This is a genomic window from Pannonibacter sp. XCT-53, from assembly GCF_009915765.1.
GTDB lineage: Bacteria > Pseudomonadota > Alphaproteobacteria > Rhizobiales > Stappiaceae > Pannonibacter > Pannonibacter tanglangensis.
Window position 1 is genome coordinate 303,702 of the sequence record NZ_JAABLQ010000002.1, and the last position, 19,383, is coordinate 323,084.

Annotated in this window: 15 protein-coding genes; 12 read left to right on the top strand and 3 right to left on the bottom strand. The window is 66.5% G+C overall.

Going from position 1 to position 19,383, the window contains the following annotated elements:
• Positions 1 to 336 precede the first annotated feature (336 nt).
• Together fliI and fliJ are read left to right on the top strand one after the other, a co-directional pair.
• Positions 337 to 1,662 (top strand): flagellar protein export ATPase FliI, encoded by a 1,326-nt coding sequence (gene fliI, locus GWI72_RS16135; RefSeq protein WP_161677466.1) that lies wholly within the window; start codon positions 337 to 339, stop codon positions 1,660 to 1,662.
• A 28-nt stretch (positions 1,663 to 1,690) separates the two neighbouring features.
• The gene (gene fliJ / locus GWI72_RS16140) at positions 1,691 to 2,098 is read left to right on the top strand and encodes a flagellar export protein FliJ (RefSeq protein WP_161677204.1); all 408 of its coding nucleotides are present in this window, start codon (positions 1,691 to 1,693) and stop codon (positions 2,096 to 2,098) included.
• A 179-nt stretch (positions 2,099 to 2,277) separates the two neighbouring features.
• On the opposite strand, the gene GWI72_RS16145 is transcribed toward fliJ, so the two are convergent.
• Positions 2,278 to 3,366: a DUF2336 domain-containing protein gene (locus GWI72_RS16145; protein WP_161709338.1), complete on the bottom strand. Its 1,089-nt coding sequence runs from the start codon at positions 3,364 to 3,366 to the stop codon at positions 2,278 to 2,280.
• A gap of 130 nt (positions 3,367 to 3,496) precedes the next feature.
• On the opposite strand from GWI72_RS16145, the gene GWI72_RS16150 reads away from it, so the two are divergent.
• From GWI72_RS16150 to GWI72_RS16175, 6 genes are all read left to right on the top strand, one after another.
• Entirely contained in the window at positions 3,497 to 6,013 is a 2,517-nt protein-coding gene (locus GWI72_RS16150) for a mechanosensitive ion channel domain-containing protein (protein ID WP_161709339.1), read from the top strand.
• A gap of 464 nt (positions 6,014 to 6,477) precedes the next feature.
• Positions 6,478 to 8,082 (top strand): ABC transporter substrate-binding protein, encoded by a 1,605-nt coding sequence (locus GWI72_RS16155; protein ID WP_161709340.1) that lies wholly within the window; start codon positions 6,478 to 6,480, stop codon positions 8,080 to 8,082.
• A gap of 111 nt (positions 8,083 to 8,193) precedes the next feature.
• A complete protein-coding gene (locus GWI72_RS16160; protein ID WP_161677200.1) occupies positions 8,194 to 9,201 on the top strand; it encodes an ABC transporter permease subunit in 1,008 nt (335 codons plus the stop codon).
• A 97-nt stretch (positions 9,202 to 9,298) separates the two neighbouring features.
• Positions 9,299 to 10,153, top strand: coding sequence for an ABC transporter permease subunit (locus tag GWI72_RS16165; protein ID WP_244314391.1), 855 nt, complete (start codon positions 9,299 to 9,301; stop codon positions 10,151 to 10,153).
• Positions 10,154 to 10,157: 4 nt separating this feature from the next.
• Positions 10,158 to 11,009, top strand: a complete 852-nt coding sequence (locus GWI72_RS16170) for an ABC transporter ATP-binding protein (protein WP_161677198.1) — start codon at positions 10,158 to 10,160, stop codon at positions 11,007 to 11,009.
• A complete protein-coding gene (locus GWI72_RS16175) occupies positions 11,006 to 11,845 on the top strand; it encodes a dipeptide ABC transporter ATP-binding protein (RefSeq protein ID WP_161677197.1) in 840 nt (279 codons plus the stop codon). Before GWI72_RS16170 ends, GWI72_RS16175 begins: the two co-directional genes overlap by 4 nt.
• A 222-nt stretch (positions 11,846 to 12,067) precedes the next feature.
• Here GWI72_RS16175 and GWI72_RS16180 read toward each other — a convergent pair whose 3' ends face one another.
• A complete protein-coding gene (locus GWI72_RS16180) occupies positions 12,068 to 12,928 on the bottom strand; it encodes a class I SAM-dependent methyltransferase (RefSeq protein WP_161709341.1) in 861 nt (286 codons plus the stop codon).
• A gap of 132 nt (positions 12,929 to 13,060) precedes the next feature.
• On the opposite strand from GWI72_RS16180, the gene GWI72_RS16185 reads away from it, so the two are divergent.
• The 3 genes from GWI72_RS16185 to GWI72_RS16195 all read left to right on the top strand — a co-directional run bounded on the left by GWI72_RS16185 (position 13,061) and on the right by GWI72_RS16195 (position 15,742).
• Complete coding sequence (locus GWI72_RS16185) at positions 13,061 to 14,179, top strand: ATP-dependent DNA helicase (RefSeq protein WP_161709342.1); 1,119 nt, start codon at positions 13,061 to 13,063, stop codon at positions 14,177 to 14,179.
• A 100-nt stretch (positions 14,180 to 14,279) separates the two neighbouring features.
• The gene (locus GWI72_RS16190; protein WP_348272703.1) at positions 14,280 to 14,867 is read left to right on the top strand and encodes a sigma-70 family RNA polymerase sigma factor; all 588 of its coding nucleotides are present in this window, start codon (positions 14,280 to 14,282) and stop codon (positions 14,865 to 14,867) included.
• A complete protein-coding gene (locus GWI72_RS16195) occupies positions 14,864 to 15,742 on the top strand; it encodes an anti-sigma factor (RefSeq protein WP_161709343.1) in 879 nt (292 codons plus the stop codon). Before GWI72_RS16190 ends, GWI72_RS16195 begins: the two co-directional genes overlap by 4 nt.
• A 291-nt stretch (positions 15,743 to 16,033) precedes the next feature.
• On the opposite strand, the gene GWI72_RS16200 is transcribed toward GWI72_RS16195, so the two are convergent.
• Positions 16,034 to 16,606 carry a fasciclin domain-containing protein gene (locus GWI72_RS16200; RefSeq protein ID WP_161677192.1) on the bottom strand — a complete coding sequence of 191 codons (573 nt, stop codon included), beginning with the start codon at positions 16,604 to 16,606 and terminating at the stop codon, positions 16,034 to 16,036.
• 328 nt (positions 16,607 to 16,934) lie between these two features.
• On the opposite strand from GWI72_RS16200, the gene GWI72_RS16205 reads away from it, so the two are divergent.
• Positions 16,935 to 19,370 (top strand): Tex family protein, encoded by a 2,436-nt coding sequence (locus GWI72_RS16205; RefSeq protein WP_161709344.1) that lies wholly within the window; start codon positions 16,935 to 16,937, stop codon positions 19,368 to 19,370.
• Positions 19,371 to 19,383: the final 13 nt, after the last annotated feature.

Below are 19,383 nucleotides of genomic sequence, written 5' to 3' on the forward strand. Positions count from 1 at the left end.
CAACGGCTCTGTCGGTGCCTGCTACGAAGGACTGCTGTTAACCCCGACTCAAAGCTAGTGACCAATGGTTAACAAATTCTGATTCGCAGCAGCAAGCGTTATGACAACGAATCTGTGAAAAACAGCGCAAGGGTTTGAGAATCAAGAAAAATCTGATCCCGCGCCCACTTAACGTTTCACATGAAGAAATCGAACTAGCCGATTTCACACAGACTCATTTCATCCGATGCCGTTCCACCCTGAAATGGCTCTCGCCTCTCAACGCTTCGTTCATTAACATTAAGCACAGACGTAAACGTTCGGTTACCGGCGGCATCATTCCGAGGAGAAACGGCCCTGAAATCGCTCTTCGCAGAGATCGAATCGCTGATGGCCACCGAGATCTGGGGGCGCGTCGTCGCCGTCCAGGGATTGCTCGTGGAGATCGCCGGGCCGATCCACGAAATGAGCGTCGGCGCGCGTCTGGCCATCGACATCGGCGAGGGGATTCCGCCAGTTTTTGCCGAGGTGGTGGGCTTCCGATCCGGCCATGCGCTGTGCATGCCGTTTTCCGGCCTCGAGGGGGTGAGGATGGGCTGCCGGGCGGTCATCTCCTCCCGTGACAGCGTCGTGCATCCTGCAAGTGGCTGGCTGGGCCGAGTTGTTAACGCCATGGGCGAGCCCATCGACGGACGCGGCCCGCTGCCGGGCGGAGAGACCGCGCGCCGTCTGCGCACCGCGCCCCCGCCGGCCGCCGACCGGGCCCGCGTCGGCGCGCCGCTCGATCTCGGGGTGCGCGCGCTCAACACCTTCGTCACGTGCTGCGAAGGCCAGCGCATGGGCATCTTCGCCGGCTCGGGTGTCGGCAAGTCGGTGCTCATGTCCATGCTCGCGCGCAACACGGACTGCGACGTTGCCGTCATCGGACTGATCGGCGAGCGGGGCCGGGAGGTCCAGGAATTCATCGAGGATGATCTTGGCGAGGAGGGGCTCGCCCGGTCTGTCGTCGTCGTCGCCACCTCGGACGAGAGTGTGCTGATGCGACGGCAGGCCGCCTATCTGGCGATGACCGTGGCAGAGCACTTCCGCGACGAGGGCAAGAAGGTCCTGTGCATGATGGACTCGATCACGCGCTTTGCCATGGCGCAGCGCGAGATCGGCCTGTCCATCGGCGAGCCGCCGACCTCGAAGGGCTACACGCCCACCGTCTTCACCGAGCTGCCGCGCCTGCTCGAGCGGGCGGGACCGGGCAAGGTCGGCTCGGGCTCGATCACGGGCCTGTTCACCGTGCTGGTCGAGGGCGACAACCACAACGAACCTGTGGCCGACGCGGTGCGCGGCATTCTTGACGGACATGTGGTGATGGAGCGCAGCATCGCCGAACGGGGGCGCTATCCTGCGATCAATGTGCTAAAGTCGGTGTCCCGAACGATGCCGCGGTGCGTCCCGGAGCCCTATCTGCCCATCCTGCGGAAAGCCAAGGCGCTGATGGCGACCTTTTCCGACATGGAGGAGCTGATCCGGCTGGGGGCCTACCGCCGCGGTTCGGATGCCCTCGTCGACGAGGCGATCCGCCGGCACGAGCCGATGGAGACCTTCCTGACGCAGGGGAAGGGCGAGGCGACGTCGCTCGACGACGGCTACATGATGCTCGCCAACCTTTTGGAAATGAGTCCGGGTTAATGTATCGGCCAAAGGGGAGTATTGAGTCATGAAGTCCCGAGAAAGCCTCATCCGTCTGAAGCGCTTCCAGGTTGACGAGAAGCGCCGTCAGGTGACCCAGATCGAATCCATGATCGCCGACTTTCACAGGATGGCCGACGAGCTCGACGACCAGATCCGGACCGAGCAGGAGCGGGTCGGCATCACGGACGTGTCCCATTTCGCCTATCCGACCTTCGCGAAGGCCGCTGCCACGCGGCGCGACAACCTGCGCAACTCCGCGCTGGAGCTGAACGACCAGCTGGAGAAGGCGCGCGACGAGCTGTCGGAAGCGATCGAGGAGCTGAAGAAGTTCGAGCAGCTCGAGGAGCGCGACCAGCAGCGGGAACGTGATGCGCAGGACATGGCCGAACAGGTCATGATGGACGAGGTCGCCAGCCGCATCCGCGCCCGGTAGACGGCGGTCCCTTTCCTCTGAATGCTGATCCCCTGAATGCCGAAGGCCCGCCTGCAGCGGGCCTTTTCTTTTGCGCTGGCATCGTCAGGGCTGGATCCGGCACGGAGGCGTTGCCGGTAGGTCCCAGGCCGGAGGGTCCACGCCGGGCGGTTCATGCAGCGCCGTCCTGAGCGCGCCCTTCAGGCCGGGCGTGCCGTGCGGTGTCCCGTGCTGCGTCGCGCGGCAAAGCCGCTTGCCCGACGCTTGTCGTCCAGCGGCGAGGAGCCGTCCGGCCGGTAGCGACGGATCACCGCCTCGGCCTGGGCTTCCGGGATGCGCAGATAGCGGCACCTGGCGCGGGCAAGATGCTCGAAGGTCAGCTGGGACAGGTTTGCCCGGCGGGCGGCGGCGATGACGTGCTCCACGTCCCCGGACAGGACCGCCTCCCTGAGCTTCTGCCGGTTGTCGCGGCTGCCATGGCTCATCAGTTCCGCGGCGATGCCCAGCCGGTCGTCCTCAAGCAGCAGGATCAGCAGGTCGTCGAGGGTCGCGAACTCGGTTTCCACGATCCGCCACAGCTTCGGCACGTCGAAGGTGTCGAGGCGGATGCCAAGCGCCCGTCGCAGGGCCCGGCGTCGTGCAATGCCGTCCAGCTCCTCCGCCGAGATTGTCCCCTGTGCCACCGCTTGCAATCGCTCGCGGGTCGCGGGGCTGACATGGGGGATCAGGAAGGTGCAGATCGCCGGCGTCAGGTCCTTGCGGGTGCTGAGGTCCTCCTTCAGCACGGCATCCTTCAGCGCCCGTTCTGCGAGGCTGCGCAGGGCCCAGTCGGACAGGTGGACATGGCGGTTGCAGGCGACCTTGCGATGGACCCTCGAGCTGCCGCGGCGGACAAGCGCATCGGCGGCGCGGCTGGGGAGATCCTGCCGCCCGGCGAGGGCTGCGAGATGCTCGTCGTCGAGACGGCGGGCAAGCTCGATGATGTCCTGCGCGCCGAGCGCCTTCGAGCGTTCCAGGATCGGCCGGGCAACCGCGAACACATCGGCGGCCAGGCGCAGCGCGAGCGGGGAGGGCGTCTCGGCACAGCCGGCCAGCGCGCGCGACAGGGCAGCGCGCGAGCGGTCATCGGTCTGGTCGACCAGTTGCAGCAGGATGTCGCTGAACAGGGCCAGCTCGCCGGGCGTGTGCGTGCCGACGCCGCGCAGGAAGACCTCGGCCGTCTTCTGCATCAGCGCGCTGCGCGCCTCGGGGGTCGTCTCCTGCGCCAGGGCAAGAAGGGAGTAGAGCATGGGCCCGTCCGTCATTCCGTTGGAGGATAGGCCGATCATGGTTAGGGTTTGGTTACGCCCTCTCCGGCAGCCTTGTGTTTTCCTGCAGCGGTGCCGTGCAACGGCGGCCGATGTTTGCTATCTGGGGCCCATGACCGACCACCTGCCTTTCCCCGTCCGCACTCCGTTGCGGAGCCGTCTCCTGCCGCTTCTCCTTACCGTGCTGCTGGCCGTTGCCTGCCTCGGCGCCGTCCCGCCGGGCTCTTCCCCCGCGTGGGGGCAGGGCGCAGCCGCCCCCGCCCAGCCGGCGCCCGCCGGGCAGGAGCAGGCAGGCGCGGCCGCCGCCGCTCCGCCGTCTGCCTCCTCGCCTGCCTCTGCCTCGCCGCCCGCCGCAAGCGGCACCGACGCCGCTGGGTCGCTGCCGTCAGGCCAGACAGGAGGCCAGACAGGAGGTCAGACCTCGCCTCAGCCGGGATCCGACGTCCTGGCTGCGCGGGATGCCCTCGTCGGCCTGCTGCAGGATCCTGCGGGACGGGCTGCGCTCATCGGCCTGCTCGAGGGACTGGGCAAGGTCGCCGCGCCCGGCCAGGGCACGGCCACGCCCGCCGCCGAGGGCTCCGGCACGGCCGCGGCTCCGGCAACCGAGCGGGGCCCCAATGCCTTCTCGGCCGCGGAACAGGCGTTCTCCGGCCGGGTGAACGAGCTGTCGCGCAAGGCTGTCTCGGACATCGGCTCGATGTTCAACCGCATCGCCGTGTCGCTGAAGGGCCTGCAGCTCCTGTTCACCGGACAGATCAGCGTCAAGTGGGACCGGGTGGCGGAAGCATCCGTCCAGCTTCCCCTGATCCTCGGCTGTGCCATCGGCCTGTTCTGGACGCTCCGGCTGACCGGCCGTCGTGTCTCGGCCGGACTGGTGGAGCGCTTCAGCCAGCGCGGCTGGGCCTGGCGGATCGGCACGCTGGTCGGGCTGGTCGCCGCCGATCTCGTGGCCATGGCCGTCAGCGGCCTGTCCGCCCTCGTGATTGCCAGCCTCCTCTATCCGGCGCCGGCCGATGCCGAGCTGTCGCCGGTCCAGACCGTGATCATCGAAGGCTTCTTTGCTGCGGCCCTGGCGCAGATCACGCTGCGCGGGCTGTTCGTGCCCGCCTATGACCGGCTGCGGCTGATGCCGTTCTCGACGGCAGTCTCCCGCTACTGGTCGTGGCGTCTCGGGCTCCTGCTCGGCTTCCTCTGCTATGGCGTCGTGATGGCAGCGCCGCTGGCCACGATGATGACCTCGCTGGCGATCGGCAACGCCCTGCGCGTGCTCGTCGTGCTCGTCGCCGCAGCGCTTGCCATCGGCCTGGTCATCGCCAACGCGACCCGTGTCCGGCTCTCGATCCAGTCCTATGCCACCACGCTGGACGGGGAGGTGGGCAAGCTCGCCATCCATCTTCTGGGCCGGATCTGGTCGGTGCTGGCGATCCTCTACACGCTCGTCGTGCTCGGCATCTGGATCATGCGTCCGCTCGACGCGATCGAGGTGGTGATCAACTCGACCCTGCTGTCGGTGCTTGCCATCACCGTCGGCGCGATGAGTTCGGTTGCCCTCACCCGGGCGATTGCCGGCGGCATCCGGGTGCCTGACCATCTGCGCGAGACCCTGCCGGCGCTCGAGGGGCGTCTCAATGCCTTCGTGCCGCATGCGCTCAAGGTGGTGCGCCTGTTCCTGCTGCTGCTGACCCTGGCGACGCTGCTGCAGATCTGGTTCCCGGTTGATCTCGCGGACTGGATGCAGAACGGGCTGGGGGCGCAGGTCCTGCGCCAGTTTGTCTCCACGGCCTTCGTCCTGGTGCTCTGCTTTGCCGTCTGGCTTGGCGTGATGTCGTGGATCGACCTGCGCCTGCGCTCACGGGACGACTACCTGATCTCGTCGCGCGAACGCACGCTGTTCCAGCTGTTCCGCAATGCCTTCACCGTGGTCATGATCGTGATGACCGCGCTGCTGACGCTGTCGCAGCTCGGCCTCGACATCGCCCCGCTCATCGCCGGTGCGGGTGTCATCGGTCTGGCGGTGTCCTTCGGCTCGCAGACGCTGGTCAAGGACATCATCACCGGTGCCTTCATCCAGATCGAGAACGCGATCAACGAAGGCGACGTGATCACGGTCGCGGGGATCAACGGCACTGTCGAGCGGCTGACGGTGCGCTCGGTGCGTCTGCGGGATATCAACGGCACCACCCACATCATCCCGTTCTCCAGCGTCGACATGGTCTCCAACTTCATGCGCGACTACTCGTTCCACGTCGCCGTGATCGGCGTGTCCTACTCGACCGACATCGAACTGGCGAAGGAGGCCATGAAGGAGGCCTTCGACCGGCTGAAGGCATCGCCTGCCGGCGGCAGCATCATCGGCGATCTGGAGATGCATGGCGTGATCGCCTTCGCCGAGTCGTCGGTGAACCTGCGCGCCCGGATCAAGACCTTCCCCGGTGCGCAATGGACCACCGGACGGGCCTATAACGAACATCTCAAGCGCGTCTTCGACGAGCGCGGCATCGAGATCCCGTTCCCGCAAGTCGCCTATCATGTCATCGCGGACCAGCCGGCCGGCACTGCGAAAGAGCCCTCGACGCCTGCCGTCCGCGACGGTGCGCCGGCCCCCGACGCGCCTAAGGAGAAGTCCTGACAGGGGCGCAATCCGGTCGGGGCGGAAGAAATGAAATATTTCGACCGCCCCGTCATTTCTGAATTTTTCTAGCAAAACATACGTGTTTCTACGTGCTTGTCCGCATGCGCAGAGGTTGCCGTGCGATGCGGTATGCACCTTCTGGGCGAGGGCTTGCCGGTCTGACCGGTCAGAGCGTCTAACACCTTGAAAACAGGCGATATTGTGGCAATTTTTGAGCATTGGTGCGATGCAGCATTTCATTGATGCCGCTGTGTAATTCTGCCCGAGACTTGCGTCGGACTGCTATAGGTCAGCGAAATTGACCAAGTTAAAAAATTTCGTTTTCTGCCAAAAGATCGAAATCTTTTGTCGGTTGATTTCGGCGCAAAAACGGGCCTTATTTCGCGGCAGGCGGGTCATAAACTTCCGCACGATCTCAAAGCTGCGAGATCCGCTTTTCTCATCAAGGGGAGAACAGTTTGATGATTATCCGTACCACCCTGAAGGCAGCGCTGCTCGGGGCGAGCCTGATCGCGATCGCCGCGACCGGTGCCCAGGCCAAGACGCTCGTCTACTGCTCGGAAGGTTCTCCGGAGGGCTTCGACCCGGCCCTCTACACCTCCGGCACCACGTTCGACGCCTCCTCGAAGGCCATCTACAACCGCCTCGTCGAGTTCAAGCCGGGCACCACGGAAGTTGTTCCGGGTCTGGCCGAGTCCTGGTCCGTCTCCGCTGACGGCCTGGAGTACACCTTCAATCTCCGCAAGGGCGTGAAGTTCCACAAGACCGACTACTTCACCCCGACGCGTGACTTCAACGCCGATGACGTGATCTTCTCCTTCGAGCGCCAGGGCAAGAAGGACAATCCGTGGAACACCTACACTGAAGGCGCGACCTGGGAATACTTCGACGGCATGTCCATGCCGAGCCTGATCAAGGAAATGGTCAGGGTCGATGACCACACGGTCAAGTTCGTCCTGAACCGTCCGGAAGCGCCGATGCTGGCGAACCTGGCCATGGACTTCGCCTCGATCCTGTCGGCCGAATACGCCGCCCAGCTCGACAAGGCCGGCACCAAGGCCAACCTGAACCAGCAGCCGATCGGCACCGGTCCGTTCTCCTTCGTCGGCTACCAGAAGGACGCCGTGATCCGCTATGCCGCCAACCAGGACTACTGGGCCGGCAAGCAGAAGATCGACAACCTCGTCTTCGCGATCACCCCGGATGCCGCCGTGCGCCTGCAGAAGCTGAAGGCCGGCGAATGCCACGTGATGCCCTATCCGGCTCCGGCTGACATTGCCGCCATCAAGACCGACAGCACCCTGCAGCTGATGGAACAGCAGGGCCTCAACGTCGGCTACCTCGCCTACAACACCACGCAGGCGCCCTTCGACAACCCGAAGGTCCGCAAGGCGCTGAACATGGCGATCAACAAGGACGCCATCCTCTACGCCGTGTTCCAGGGCTCCGGCCAGGCCGCGACCAACCCGATCCCGCCGACCATGTGGTCCTACAACACCCAGATCAAGGATGATCCCTATGATCCGGTGGCGGCCAAGAAGCTGCTCGACGAGGCCGGCGTGAAGGACCTGAGCATGAAGGTCTGGGCGATGCCGGTGCAGCGTCCCTACAACCCGAATGCCCGCCGCATGGCCGAGCTGATCCAGGCCGACTTCGAGAAGGTCGGCGTGAAGGTCGAGATCGTCTCCTACGAGTGGGGTGAGTACCTCAAGCGCTCCAGCGCCAAGGACCGCGACGGTGCGGTGCTCCTCGGCTGGACCGGCGACAACGGCGACCCGGACAACTTCCTCGCCGTGCTGCTCGGCTGCGATGCTGTCGGCGGTGCCAACCGCGCCCAGTGGTGCAACCAGGACTTCGAGGCTCTCGTCCAGAAGGCCAAGGTCGTCACCGACAAGGCCGAGCGCACCAAGCTCTACGAGCAGGCGCAGGTCGTGTTCAAGGACCAGGCTCCGTGGGCAACCATCGCTCACTCCGTCGTGTTCATGCCGATGTCCAAGAAGGTCACGGGCTACGTCATGAACCCGCTCGGCGGCCATTCCTTTGAAGGCGTCGACATCGCCGAGTAATCCTTCACAGCGGCACCGGCGGACACTCCGCCGGTGCCTTCGCTTTTGGCGAACCGGCCGCAGCGGGAGTTTTCCCCCTGCGAGCCGGTTCTCTCAAATCCGGACCCCGCCATGTTTCGCTTTCTTCTCGGTCGCCTAGGCCTGCTGATCCCGACCTTCCTCGGGGTGACCCTGGTCGCGTTCAGTTTCATCCGGCTTCTGCCCGGGGATCCGCTCGAGCTGCTGGCCGGCGAGCGAGGGATCTCGCCGGAGCGCAAGGCGGAACTCATGCGCCAGATGGGCTTCGACCTGCCCCAGTGGCAGCAGTATCTCGTCTATCTCGGCAACATCTTCCAGGGCGATCTGGGCACCTCCTTCGCCTCCAAGAAGCCTGTGCTCGACGAATTCCTGCAACTGTTCCCGGCCACGGTCGAACTGTCGCTCTTCGCCATCCTGATTGCGGTCGCCATCGGCATTCCGCTCGGCATCCTGGCGGCGGTGAAGCGGGGCTCCTTCGTCGATCAGACGGTCATGGGCGTTGCGCTTGTCGGCTATTCCATGCCGATCTTCTGGTGGGGCCTGCTGCTCATCATCCTGTTCTCCGGCATCCTGCAGTGGACACCGGTGTCGGGCCGCATCTCGCTGATGTACTTCTTCCCGCAGGTCACCGGCTTCATGCTGATCGACAGTCTCCTGTCCGGCGAGAAAGGGGCATTCCAGTCCGCCCTCAGCCACCTGATCCTGCCGTCGGTGGTGCTCGCCACCATTCCGCTGGCCGTCATCGCGCGCCAGACGCGCTCGGCGATGCTGGAAGTGCTCGGCGAGGACTATGTCCGCACCGCGCGGGCCAAGGGCCTGCCGCCGCGCCGGGTCATCGGCCTGCATGCGCTGCGCAACGCGCTGATCCCCGTCATCACCACCATCGGCCTGCAGGTCGGCGTGATGCTGGCCGGGGCGATCCTGACCGAGACGATCTTCTCCTGGCCGGGCATCGGCAAGTGGCTCGTCGACAGCATTGCCCGCCGCGACTATGCCGTGGTCCAGGGCGGCCTGCTGCTGATTGCCGGCATCATCATGCTGGTCAACCTGATCGTGGACATCCTGTACGGGCTCATCAACCCGCGCATCCGCCACACCTGAGCGGAAGGACCGAATTCCCATGAGCACCTCTCCCAAGGCGGACACGTCTGCCCTCGCCGAAACGCTGGAACGCGAAAGCCGCAATGCCACCCGGGCGATGCTGGCCGAGTTCTGGTACTACTTCTCGCAGAACCGCGGCGCCGTCATCGGTCTTGCCGTCTTCCTGCTGCTGGTCTTCACCGCCATCTTCGCACCGCTGGTCGCGCCGCATGCGCCGGATGTCCAGTATCGTGACAGCTTCCTCGTCCCGCCGGTGTGGCAGGAGGGGGGCAAGTGGGCCTTCCTGCTCGGAACCGATGCCGTCGGGCGCGACATCCTGTCCCGGCTGATCTACGGCGCGCAGTACTCGCTCTTCATCGGCTGCGTCGTCGTGGTCATCGCGCTGGTCGGCGGCGTCGTCATCGGCCTGGTGGCCGGCTACATGCGCGGGATCGTGGACACCCTGATCATGCGCGTCATGGACATCATCCTGGCCTTCCCGTCGCTGCTGCTCGCGCTGGTGCTGGTGGCGATCCTCGGGCCCGGCCTGATGAACGCGATGATCGCGATCGCCATCGTGCTGCAGCCGCATTTCGTGCGTCTGACCCGCGCCGCTGTCCTGGCGGAGCGTTCGCGCGACTATGTCGTTGCCGCCCGTGTTGCCGGTGCCGGTCATTTCCGGCTGATGTTCAAGACGATCCTGCCGAACTGTCTGGCCCCCCTGATCGTCCAGGCGACCCTGTCCTTCTCCAACGCCATCCTCGATGCGGCCGCCCTCGGCTTCCTCGGCATGGGGGCGCAGCCGCCGACCCCGGAATGGGGCACCATGCTGGCCGAAGCGCGCGAGTTCATCCTGCGCGCCTGGTGGGTCGTCACCTTCCCGGGTCTTGCCATCCTCATCACGGTGCTTGCCATCAACCTGGTCGGCGACGGCCTGCGCGATGCGCTTGATCCCAAGCTGAAGCGGAGCTGACGCCATGGCGCTTCTCGAAATCCGCAACCTTCGGGTTGAATTCGACACCGCCAAGGGCCCGTTCCGGGCGCTCGACGGGGTTGACTACACGGTTGATGCCGGCGAGGTCCTGGCCATTGTCGGCGAAAGCGGCTCGGGCAAGTCCGTGGCGATGCTGGCGACCATGGGGCTCCTGCCCGGCACGGCGACGATCACGGCGGACAAGATGGAGTTTGAAGGTCTCGACCTTCGCACCCTGACGCCGAAGCAGCGCCGCAAGGTGATCGGCAAGGACATCTCCATGATCTTCCAGGAGCCGATCGCCAGCCTCAATCCCTGCTTCACCGCCGGCTACCAGCTGGAGGAAGCGCTGAAAGTCCACACCAGTCTCTCCGGCCGCCAGCGTCGCGACCGGGTGCTGGAGCTGATGCGCTCGGTCGGCATTCCCGAGCCGGAGCGGCGGATGAACTCCTTCCCGCACCAGATGTCGGGCGGCCAGTGCCAGCGCGTCATGATCGCCATGGCCATTGCCTGCGCGCCGAAGCTGCTCATTGCGGACGAGCCGACCACTGCGCTCGACGTGACGATCCAGAAGCAGATCCTCGACCTGCTGATGAAGCTGCAGCGCGACAGCGGCATGGCGCTGATCATGATCACCCATGACATGGGCGTCGTGGCCGAAACCGCCGACCGCGTCATCGTGCAGTACCAGGGCAAGAAGATGGAGGAGGCCGACGTGCTCTCCCTGTTCGAGGCGCCGAAGCACCCCTACACCCGCGCGCTGCTCGCCGCGCTGCCGGAAAACGCCACGGGCGACCGGCTGCCGACCGTCAGCGACTTTGCAAAGTCCTTCGCTGCCGAGGAGGGCCGCGCATGAGTGATCCCATCCTGAAGGTGCGCGACGTCACCCGCGAGTATGTCATCGGCGGCGGCCTGTTCTCCAAGCCGCGCGTGTTGCAGGCGGTCAAGGGCGTCAGCTTCGACGTCGAGCGGGGCTCGACCCTCGCGGTCGTCGGCGAAAGCGGCTGCGGCAAGTCGACCCTGGCCCGCATCCTGTCGATGATCGACCCGCAGACCTCCGGCACCGTGGAAATCGACGGCCTGAAGATCGACATCGGCAAGACCGGTATCTCCAGGGACATGCGCCGCAAGGTGCAGATCGTGTTCCAGAACCCCTATGGCTCGCTCAACCCGCGTCAGAAGATCGGGCATGTGCTGGAGGAGCCGCTGCTGCTCAACACCGACATGAGCGCGGCCGAACGCCGCGATGCCGCGCTTGCCATGCTGGAGAAGGTCGGTCTCAAGCCGGAGCATTACGGCCGCTATCCGCACATGTTCTCCGGTGGCCAGCGCCAGCGCGTGGCCATTGCCCGGGCGATCATGCTGAAGCCGAAGCTCCTGGTGCTCGACGAGCCGGTCTCCGCGCTCGACCTCTCGGTCCAGGCGCAGATCCTCAACCTGCTCAAGGACCTGCAGGACGAGATGGGCCTCACCTATGTCTTCATCAGCCACGATCTCTCGGTCGTGCGCTACCTCGCCGACAAGGTGATGGTGATGTACTACGGCGAGGTGGTGGAATACGGCACGCGCGAGGCCGTCTTCGACAACCCGCAGCACGCCTACACCAGGACGCTCTTCGCCGCGACCCCGGATGCCGGCGTCGAGGCGATCCGTGCGCGCGTGGCGGCCAAGAAGGCCGCCTCCGCGGCCTGACCCGGCAACCCCTTGCCCCCAATCCAAAGGCCCGCCCGGTTCCCCGGCGCGGGCCTTTTTGCTGCAGAGGGCTTAGGCTTGCTGTTGACTTGGCACCGGTTGCTGCGCCCCTCGCCCCCCTTGAGGGGGAGATGCCCCCGTCAGGGGGGCAGAGGGGGGCAGAGGGGGGTAGCAGTGCTGCGGCCGGTCGAAGTGCCGTTGTCTTGCAGGACTTCGCTCGTCTCACAGGTCCGGGAACAGCGAGCGCTCCGGAGTGTTGCGGGAGATCGGCGGCAGGCTCACATGCCGGTCTTGGCTGGCGAAGCTTGCCACCACCAGACCGTCGCCGCTGAAGGATTCCTGCACCGAATGCTCCACCAGGATGCGGGCGCCGAGGCCCGACAGCGCGGCGACGCAATCCTGATGCGTCGTCGTCGAACCGGAGATCGAGCTGTGATGGGTGGAGGCAACGACAAACCGCACCTTGCCCGCCTGACCCGCCGCGCCGATGGAGCGCAGGAACGAGGTCTCCGCGCCCTGCACGTCGAGGTGCAGCATCTCGATCGGCTCCCCGCCGGCGAGGCGCATCACGCTGTCGAAATTGTAGCAGGGCAGGGTCACGTCCTGGCGCAGGCTTTCGGCATGCAGCGTCATTGCGGCAAGGTCTTCCCCGCCCACCCAGGCGCTGTGGAAGGCCATGCGGCTCGCGCATCCGTTCAGCGCCGCGTTGGTCTCGCCGATGCTGCGGTTGTGGGCGTCCGGCTCGACGCAGATTGCCCGCGATCCGGGGATCTCGGCGAGATACCAGAGGCTGTACCAGGCCCAGAAACAGCCCAGTTCCACCATCAGCGTGTTGTGCCGGCACAGGCGCAGCAGGGCGTGGAAGGCCAGTTCCTCCTGCGGTTCATGGTGTCCGCGCAGCGCCCGGATCACTTGCGCCATCCAGTCGCCGTGGTAGCCGCCGGCGCGCACCTTCACGCCGTTGTGCATGAGCTGCACCGGAAAGCCCGGGCCATCGACAATGCGCCCGGCACCGGCCACCTTGGGCAGGCTGTCGCAGTCGCCACAGCTGATCGTCATCAGGGTTCGTTCAAGCGCATCCATCGGACCGGTGTCCCTCCATCTGGGTCCAGTCATAGCCGGACGCGCGCGTCCGCGAAACCGGGATTGATTGAGACGTGCGCCGGGCGGCAAAACCCGCTATTGCCTTCGGCGAACGAAACGGGACTCGCACGGATGCTCTGGTCGCCCCAGCAGGAAAAGGCCTTGACGGATGCTGCACGCTGGCTGAAGCGCGGCGACAAGCAGGTGTTCCGCCTGTTCGGCTTCGCCGGAACTGGCAAGACCACGCTCGCCCGGCATCTGGCCGAGGGCATCGATGGCGATGTCTGCTTCGGTGCCTTCACCGGCAAGGCAGCGCATGTGCTGCGCCAGAAGGGCTGCACCGACGCGGGCACCATCCATTCGCTCATCTACCGTCCGCGCGCCTCGAAGGAAGAGGAGATTGTCGAGGAGGGCGAGGAGGCCGGGCCGCAGTTCGCCCTGAAGCGCGACAGCGCCGCCGCGCGCGCCTCGCTCATCGTGATCGACGAGTGTTCGATGGTCGACGAGGATCTCGGCCGCGACCTTCTCTCCTTCGGCACGCCGGTGCTGGTGCTGGGGGACCCGGCGCAGCTGCCGCCGGTCAAGGGCGGTGGCTATTTCACCGAGGCCGAGCCGGACGTGATGCTGACGGAGGTGCACCGCCAGGCGCAGGACAATCCGATCGTGCGCATGTCCATGACCATCCGCGAGGGCGGCGCGCTGGACTATGGCGTCTTTGGTGCCAGCCGCATCATCTCCCGCCGCGACATCGACAAGGACCAGATCCTTGCCGCCGACCAGGTGCTTGTCGGCACCAACCGCACCCGCCGCCTCTACAACAACCGCATCCGCGAGCTGAAGGGCTTCCTGACGCCGATGCCGGCTGTCGGCGACAAGCTCGTCTGCCTGAGGAACGACAAGGCCCGGGGCCTGCTGAATGGCGGCCTGTGGCAGGTCAAGCGCCTGAAGCCGCCGCGCGGCAACACGCTGCGCTTCGACATCATGCCGGAGGATGAACCGTCCAAGCAGTCCGTCGAGGTCAAGGTGCTGCCGGCGATGTTCGAGGAAGGCGCCGAGCAGATCCCCTATGCCCTCAAGCGCAAGGCCGACGAGTTCGACTACGGCTACGCCCTCACCGTGCACAAGGCGCAGGGCTCGCAATGGGACAGCGTCGTCCTCTTTGACGAAAGCTTCGCCTTCCGCGAACACCGCGACCGCTGGCTCTACACCGCCGTCACCCGTGCGGCGGAGCGGATCACGATCGTGCGATGAGACGTGTCTGATCCAGCCGGCGGGTGCGGGCGTATTGCCCCACATGAACCGACCTGGCCTTGCCCCCCGGCAACGCTCCCATTAGGAATGGGGAGATCCCGTGACGGACGCCGACGACGATTTCGCCGCCGATCGCGTGTCCGCCGGGCCGTCCGCGGACCTTGAGCCGCTGCTCCGCGCCGTCGCCCGTGGCGATCGCGTCGCCTTCCGCGCCCTTTATGACGCGACCTCGGCGAAACTTTTCGGCATTGCCCTGCGTATCTGCCGGGACAGGGACAAGGCGCAGGACGTGCTGCAGGACGCCTATGTGAAGGTCTGGCAGAACGCCGGTCGCTATGATCCGCAAGGCGGCCGGCCGATTACCTGGCTTGCAGCCATCCTGCGCAACACGGCCATCGACCAGATCCGGCGGGGCCGTGTGCTGGCAGCCGAACTGGCGGCCGAGGAGGGGGTGCTGGAGGCGGTCGCCGATCCGGCACCGGGCCTGCTCGGCCATGCGGACCGGAGCACGTTGCGCGCCTGTCTCGGCGAGCTGGAGGATGTCCAGCGCGACTGCGTCGTGCTTGCCTATTGCGAGGGCTATTCCCGCGAGGAACTGGCCGTGCGATACGACAGGCCCGAGGCAACGATCAAGACATGGCTGCGCCGTGGCCTGATGCGGCTGAAGGATTGCATGGACCGAGAATGACTGGACGCGCCGCTCCTCCCGGAGCCGACCCCGCAGGACCCGCCGGCCGACCGGAGCTCGATGCTCTGGCCGGTGAATTCGTGCTGGGCAGCCTCGGCGAGGACGAGCGCCGTGAGGCCGAAGAGCGGCTGCAGTCCGATCCCCACTTCGCACGCCTGGTCGCGGACTGGCGTCACCGGCTTGCGCCGCTCGACGAGGCCGTCCTGCCCGTCGCGCCTCCTCCGGATCTCCTGGCGCGGATCGAAAGCGAGATCGACGCCCGTGTCGAAGCCTCTGCCGACGTCCGGATCGCCTCTCGGGTCGCGGCGCCGGCTCGGTCCGGACAAGCGGCAACAGGCGGCCGCCTGGCCCCGTCGCCTGGCCTGACCGATCTCGACCTGATGCGCCGGCTGCGGATCTGGCGGGCTGCGGCCCTGTCGGCGCTGGCAACCAGTTCGGCGCTGGCGGCCAGTGTCGCCGTCCTGCTGTGGATGCCCGCCGCGCCGACCGAACGTCCGCCTGTCGCCGCGCCGGGTCCGGTCGCCACGGGCGCGCGTTATCTCGCCGTCGTCAACCGCGACGGGGCGCAGCCTGCCATCGTCGTCAGCGTCGACACGCAGACCGGGATCGTCTCGCTGCGTGATCTTGGTGCGGAACAGCCGGCGGACCGCAGCCTCGAGGTCTGGTATCTCGCCGGTGACAATTCGCGGCCGCCGCTGTCGCTCGGCGTCCTCGCCGACAGCGCCGAAGTGACCCACCTGCCGGTCCGGGATGCCGATTATGGCCGCCAGAATGCCGCCATCGCGATCACGCTGGAGCCGAAGGGCGGGTCGCCCAACGGCGATCCGACCGGGCCGGTCGTCTATTCGGGCAGGCTGATCCCCGAGCCGCGCTGAGACCCTAGCGTCCCCACCCTCCCGCCTGATCCCCGGATCTCGTCCACACACCTGATCTCCGGACCCGATCCTGTGGCCGGCCCGCCGCATGCAGCTGGCCGGCCAGCAGCGCAGACCGGGTCCGACAAGCCCCGATCCGGACAAAAAAACCCCGGAGCATACGCTCCGGGGCTGTCGTCCCTGAGGCGAGGGACGCGGCGAGCATGCGGCAGGAGGTCCCGGGGGCCGCAGGGCCGGCGTCGGGGGAGCGCCGGCGGTCAGGCGGACCGGATGGCGGCCTGCCGGTCGGGGTCAGCTCGCCGGAAGCAGAACGGTGTCGATGACGTGGATCACGCCGTTGGACTGGTCGACGTCGGCGATGGTGACGGTCGAGACATTGCCCTTGCCGTCCTCGATCATGATCTTGCCGTCCATGGCCTTGGCGGTGAAGGTGCAGCCGCCGACGGTCTCGATCTTGGCGGATCCTTCGCCGCTGGCGATGGCCTTGGACAGCGCGTCGGCCATCACTTCCGACCCCACCACATGGCAGGTCAGGATCTTGGTCAGCTGATCCTTGTTTTCCGGCTTCAGCAGCGTGTCGACGGTGCCGGCAGGCAGCTTGGCGAAGGCGTCATTGGTCGGGGCGAAGACGGTGAAGGGGCCGGTGCCGGCCAGCGTGTCGACAAGGCCTGCGGCCTTGACGGCGGCAACCAGCGTGGTGTGGTCCTTCGAGTTCACCGCGTTCTCGACGATGTTCTTCGTCGGGTACATCTTCGCACCGCCCACTTCCTTGGACATGCCACCGGCGATGGCGGCGGCGGAGACGAGGGTCAGGGCGCCTGCGGCAAGGCCGGCACGGAGGGCGGATTTGAACAGGATCGACATCGGTAACTCTCCTCTTGCGTGACGAAGCGCCCTCTCCCGGGGCGTTCATGCGGAGTTACGGCGCGCCTTTCGCGAAAGTTTCAGGCCCTTTCGCTTTTTTTGAGAAACGGGCGCATGGCCCTGTCCCCGACACCGGCCAGGACACCGGCCCGCGCTCCTGCCCGCACTCTGGCCCGCATCCTGGTCCGCCCTCGGGTGCTGCCGCGCATGCGGCCGTGCGGGGCACCCGCAGCTGTGAATCCCCGGCCGAATGCCGCTTTATTGCCGCACGCCTCCGCTCTATGGTCCCCGCCCGACACACACCCGAGAGAAAGCCGGAGCGAGAGCCATGTCCGATATCAGCGATGCCCCCGAAGGGTTTGCCGCCGCCCAGCCGTCCGGCAAGAAGACGCAGGTCGCACCTGAGGTCGCCCTGCGGATCGCCCGGCGCATCGCCGAGGAGATTGCCTGCCAGCCGGCGCAGGTGAATGCGGCCGTCCAGCTCCTGGACGAGGGATCGACCGTTCCCTTCATCGCCCGCTACCGCAAGGAAGCCACGGGCGGGCTCGACGACACCCAGCTGCGCAAGCTTGAGGAACGGCTGATCTACCTGCGCGAGATGGAGGACCGGCGTGGCGCGATCCTGAAGTCCATCGACGAGCAGGGCAAGCTGACGGACGAACTGGCGCTGAAGATCGCCCAGGCCGACACCAAGGCGGTGCTCGAGGATCTCTATCTGCCGTTCAAGAAGAAGCGCCGGACCAAGGCCCAGATCGCCCGCGAGGCCGGGCTGGAGCCGCTGGCCGACGCGCTGCTTGGCAACCCGCTCCTGTCGCCGGAGGCCGAGGCGGCCGCCTATGTCAGCGAGGACAAGGGCGTGGCCGACGTGAAGGCCGCCCTCGATGGCGCCCGCCAGATCCTGATGGAGCGGTTCTCGGAAAATGCCGATCTCGTCGGGCGCCTGCGCGAGCATCTCGTGGCCAAGGGGGTGGTGACCTCCAGGGTGATCGACGGCCAGCAGGAGGCCGGTGCCAAGTTCGCCGATTACTTCGATTACTCCGAGAGCTGGGCCAAGATCCCGAGCCATCGCGCGCTGGCGCTGTTCCGTGGCCGCAACGAAGGCGTTCTCGCCGTCGAGCTGACGGTCGATGCGGATGTGACCGAGGGACTGAAGCCGGTCGAGCGCATGGTGGCTCATGCCGCCGGGATCTCCGACCAGGGCCGGCCGGCGGACAAGTGGCTGATGGACGTGGCGCGCTGGGCCTGGAAGGTCAAGCTGGCGCTGCATCTCGAGCTTGACCTCATGGGCGACCTGCGCGACCGGGCCGAGGAAGAGGCGATCCAGGTCTTTGCCCGCAACCTCAAGGACCTGCTGCTGGCCGCGCCCGCCGGTGCCCGCGCCACGCTCGGTCTTGATCCGGGCATCCGCACGGGCGTCAAGGTCGCCGTCGTCGATGCCACCGGCAAGCTCGTCGAGACGGCAACCGTGTATCCGTTCCAGCCGAAAAACGACGTGGCGGGTGCCCGCAACACCCTGCTTGCCCTCATCGCAAGGCACAAGGTCGGCCTGATCGCCATCGGCAACGGCACGGCGAGCCGCGAAACCGACCGTCTGGCCGCCGATGTCATCGCCGACATCCCCGTCGCGGCACGTCCCATCAAGGTGATCGTCAACGAGGCCGGAGCGTCGGTCTATTCCGCTTCGGAACTGGCGGCGAAGGAGATGCCGGGCATCGACGTGTCGCTGCGCGGTGCCGCATCGATTGCCCGCCGCCTGCAGGATCCGCTGGCGGAGCTGGTGAAGATCGAGCCCAAGTCCATTGGCGTCGGTCAGTACCAGCATGACGTCAACCAGACCAAGCTCGCCCGCGCACTGGATGCGGTGGTCGAGGACGCGGTGAACGCCGTCGGCGTCGATCTCAACACGGCCTCGCCGGCGCTGCTGGCGCGCATTTCCGGTCTGGGCGAGGGGCTGGCCCGGGCCATCGTCGAGCACCGCGAGACGATCGGCCGCTTCACCAACCGCAAGCAGCTGATGGACGTGCCGCGTCTCGGGGCCAAGGCCTTCGAGCTTTGCGCCGGGTTCCTGCGCATCCGCGATGGCGACAACCCGCTTGACGCGTCGTCCGTGCATCCGGAAGCCTATCCACTCGCCGAGCGTATCGTGAAGGCCTGCGGCCGGGACGTGCGCCAGCTCATGGGCGACAGCACCTTCCTCAAGACGCTGAATGCGGCCCAGTTCACGGATGAGCGCTTCGGTCTGCCGACCGTGCGCGACATCCTGTCGGAATTCGAGAAGCCCGGTCGCGACCCGCGTCCGGAGTTCAAGACTGCAACCCTGCTCGATGGCGTCGAGGAGGTCTCGGACCTGCGGCCCGGCATGAAGCTGGAGGGCACGGTCACCAACGTCACCAACTTCGGGGCCTTCGTCGACATCGGCGTTCACCAGGACGGCCTGGTGCATGTCTCGCAGCTGGCCGACAAGTTTGTCGATGATCCGCACAAGGTCGTGAAGGCCGGCGACATCGTCTCGGTGACCGTTCTCGAGGTCGACGTGAAGCGCAAGCGCATCTCGCTGACCATGAGGAAGGTGGCCGACTATCAGGCCGGCCGCGACCGGCAGGAGGGGCGCGGTCCCGACCGGGATGGTCCGCGCGGGCCGCGTCCGGGGGGCGGCGGTGCCCCGCGCGGCGGCGGCAAGCCGGGCGGCGCGCCCGCGTCCGGTGGCGGCAACAGTGCGATGGCAGCAGCCCTTGCGGCAGCCATGAACCGGGGCCGCAAGTGACCCGATTGTGACA

What these genes read in the sequence shown, in the direction of transcription:
- fliJ (WP_161677204.1), top strand. Translation starts at nt 1,691, where the DNA reads ATGAAGTCCCGAGAAAGCCTCATCCGTCTGAAGCGCTTCCAGGTTGAC.
- GWI72_RS16145 (WP_161709338.1), bottom strand. Translation starts at nt 3,366, where the DNA reads ATGCTCTACTCCCTTCTTGCCCTGGCGCAGGAGACGACCCCCGAGGCG.
- GWI72_RS16150 (WP_161709339.1), top strand. Translation starts at nt 3,497, where the DNA reads ATGACCGACCACCTGCCTTTCCCCGTCCGCACTCCGTTGCGGAGCCGT.
- GWI72_RS16155 (WP_161709340.1), top strand. Translation starts at nt 6,478, where the DNA reads ATGATTATCCGTACCACCCTGAAGGCAGCGCTGCTCGGGGCGAGCCTG.
- GWI72_RS16160 (WP_161677200.1), top strand. Translation starts at nt 8,194, where the DNA reads ATGTTTCGCTTTCTTCTCGGTCGCCTAGGCCTGCTGATCCCGACCTTC.
- GWI72_RS16165 (WP_244314391.1), top strand. Translation starts at nt 9,299, where the DNA reads ATGCTGGCCGAGTTCTGGTACTACTTCTCGCAGAACCGCGGCGCCGTC.
- GWI72_RS16170 (WP_161677198.1), top strand. Translation starts at nt 10,158, where the DNA reads ATGGCGCTTCTCGAAATCCGCAACCTTCGGGTTGAATTCGACACCGCC.
- GWI72_RS16175 (WP_161677197.1), top strand. Translation starts at nt 11,006, where the DNA reads ATGAGTGATCCCATCCTGAAGGTGCGCGACGTCACCCGCGAGTATGTC.
- GWI72_RS16180 (WP_161709341.1), bottom strand. Translation starts at nt 12,928, where the DNA reads ATGGATGCGCTTGAACGAACCCTGATGACGATCAGCTGTGGCGACTGC.
- GWI72_RS16185 (WP_161709342.1), top strand. Translation starts at nt 13,061, where the DNA reads ATGCTCTGGTCGCCCCAGCAGGAAAAGGCCTTGACGGATGCTGCACGC.
- GWI72_RS16195 (WP_161709343.1), top strand. Translation starts at nt 14,864, where the DNA reads ATGACTGGACGCGCCGCTCCTCCCGGAGCCGACCCCGCAGGACCCGCC.
- GWI72_RS16200 (WP_161677192.1), bottom strand. Translation starts at nt 16,606, where the DNA reads ATGTCGATCCTGTTCAAATCCGCCCTCCGTGCCGGCCTTGCCGCAGGC.
- GWI72_RS16205 (WP_161709344.1), top strand. Translation starts at nt 16,935, where the DNA reads ATGTCCGATATCAGCGATGCCCCCGAAGGGTTTGCCGCCGCCCAGCCG.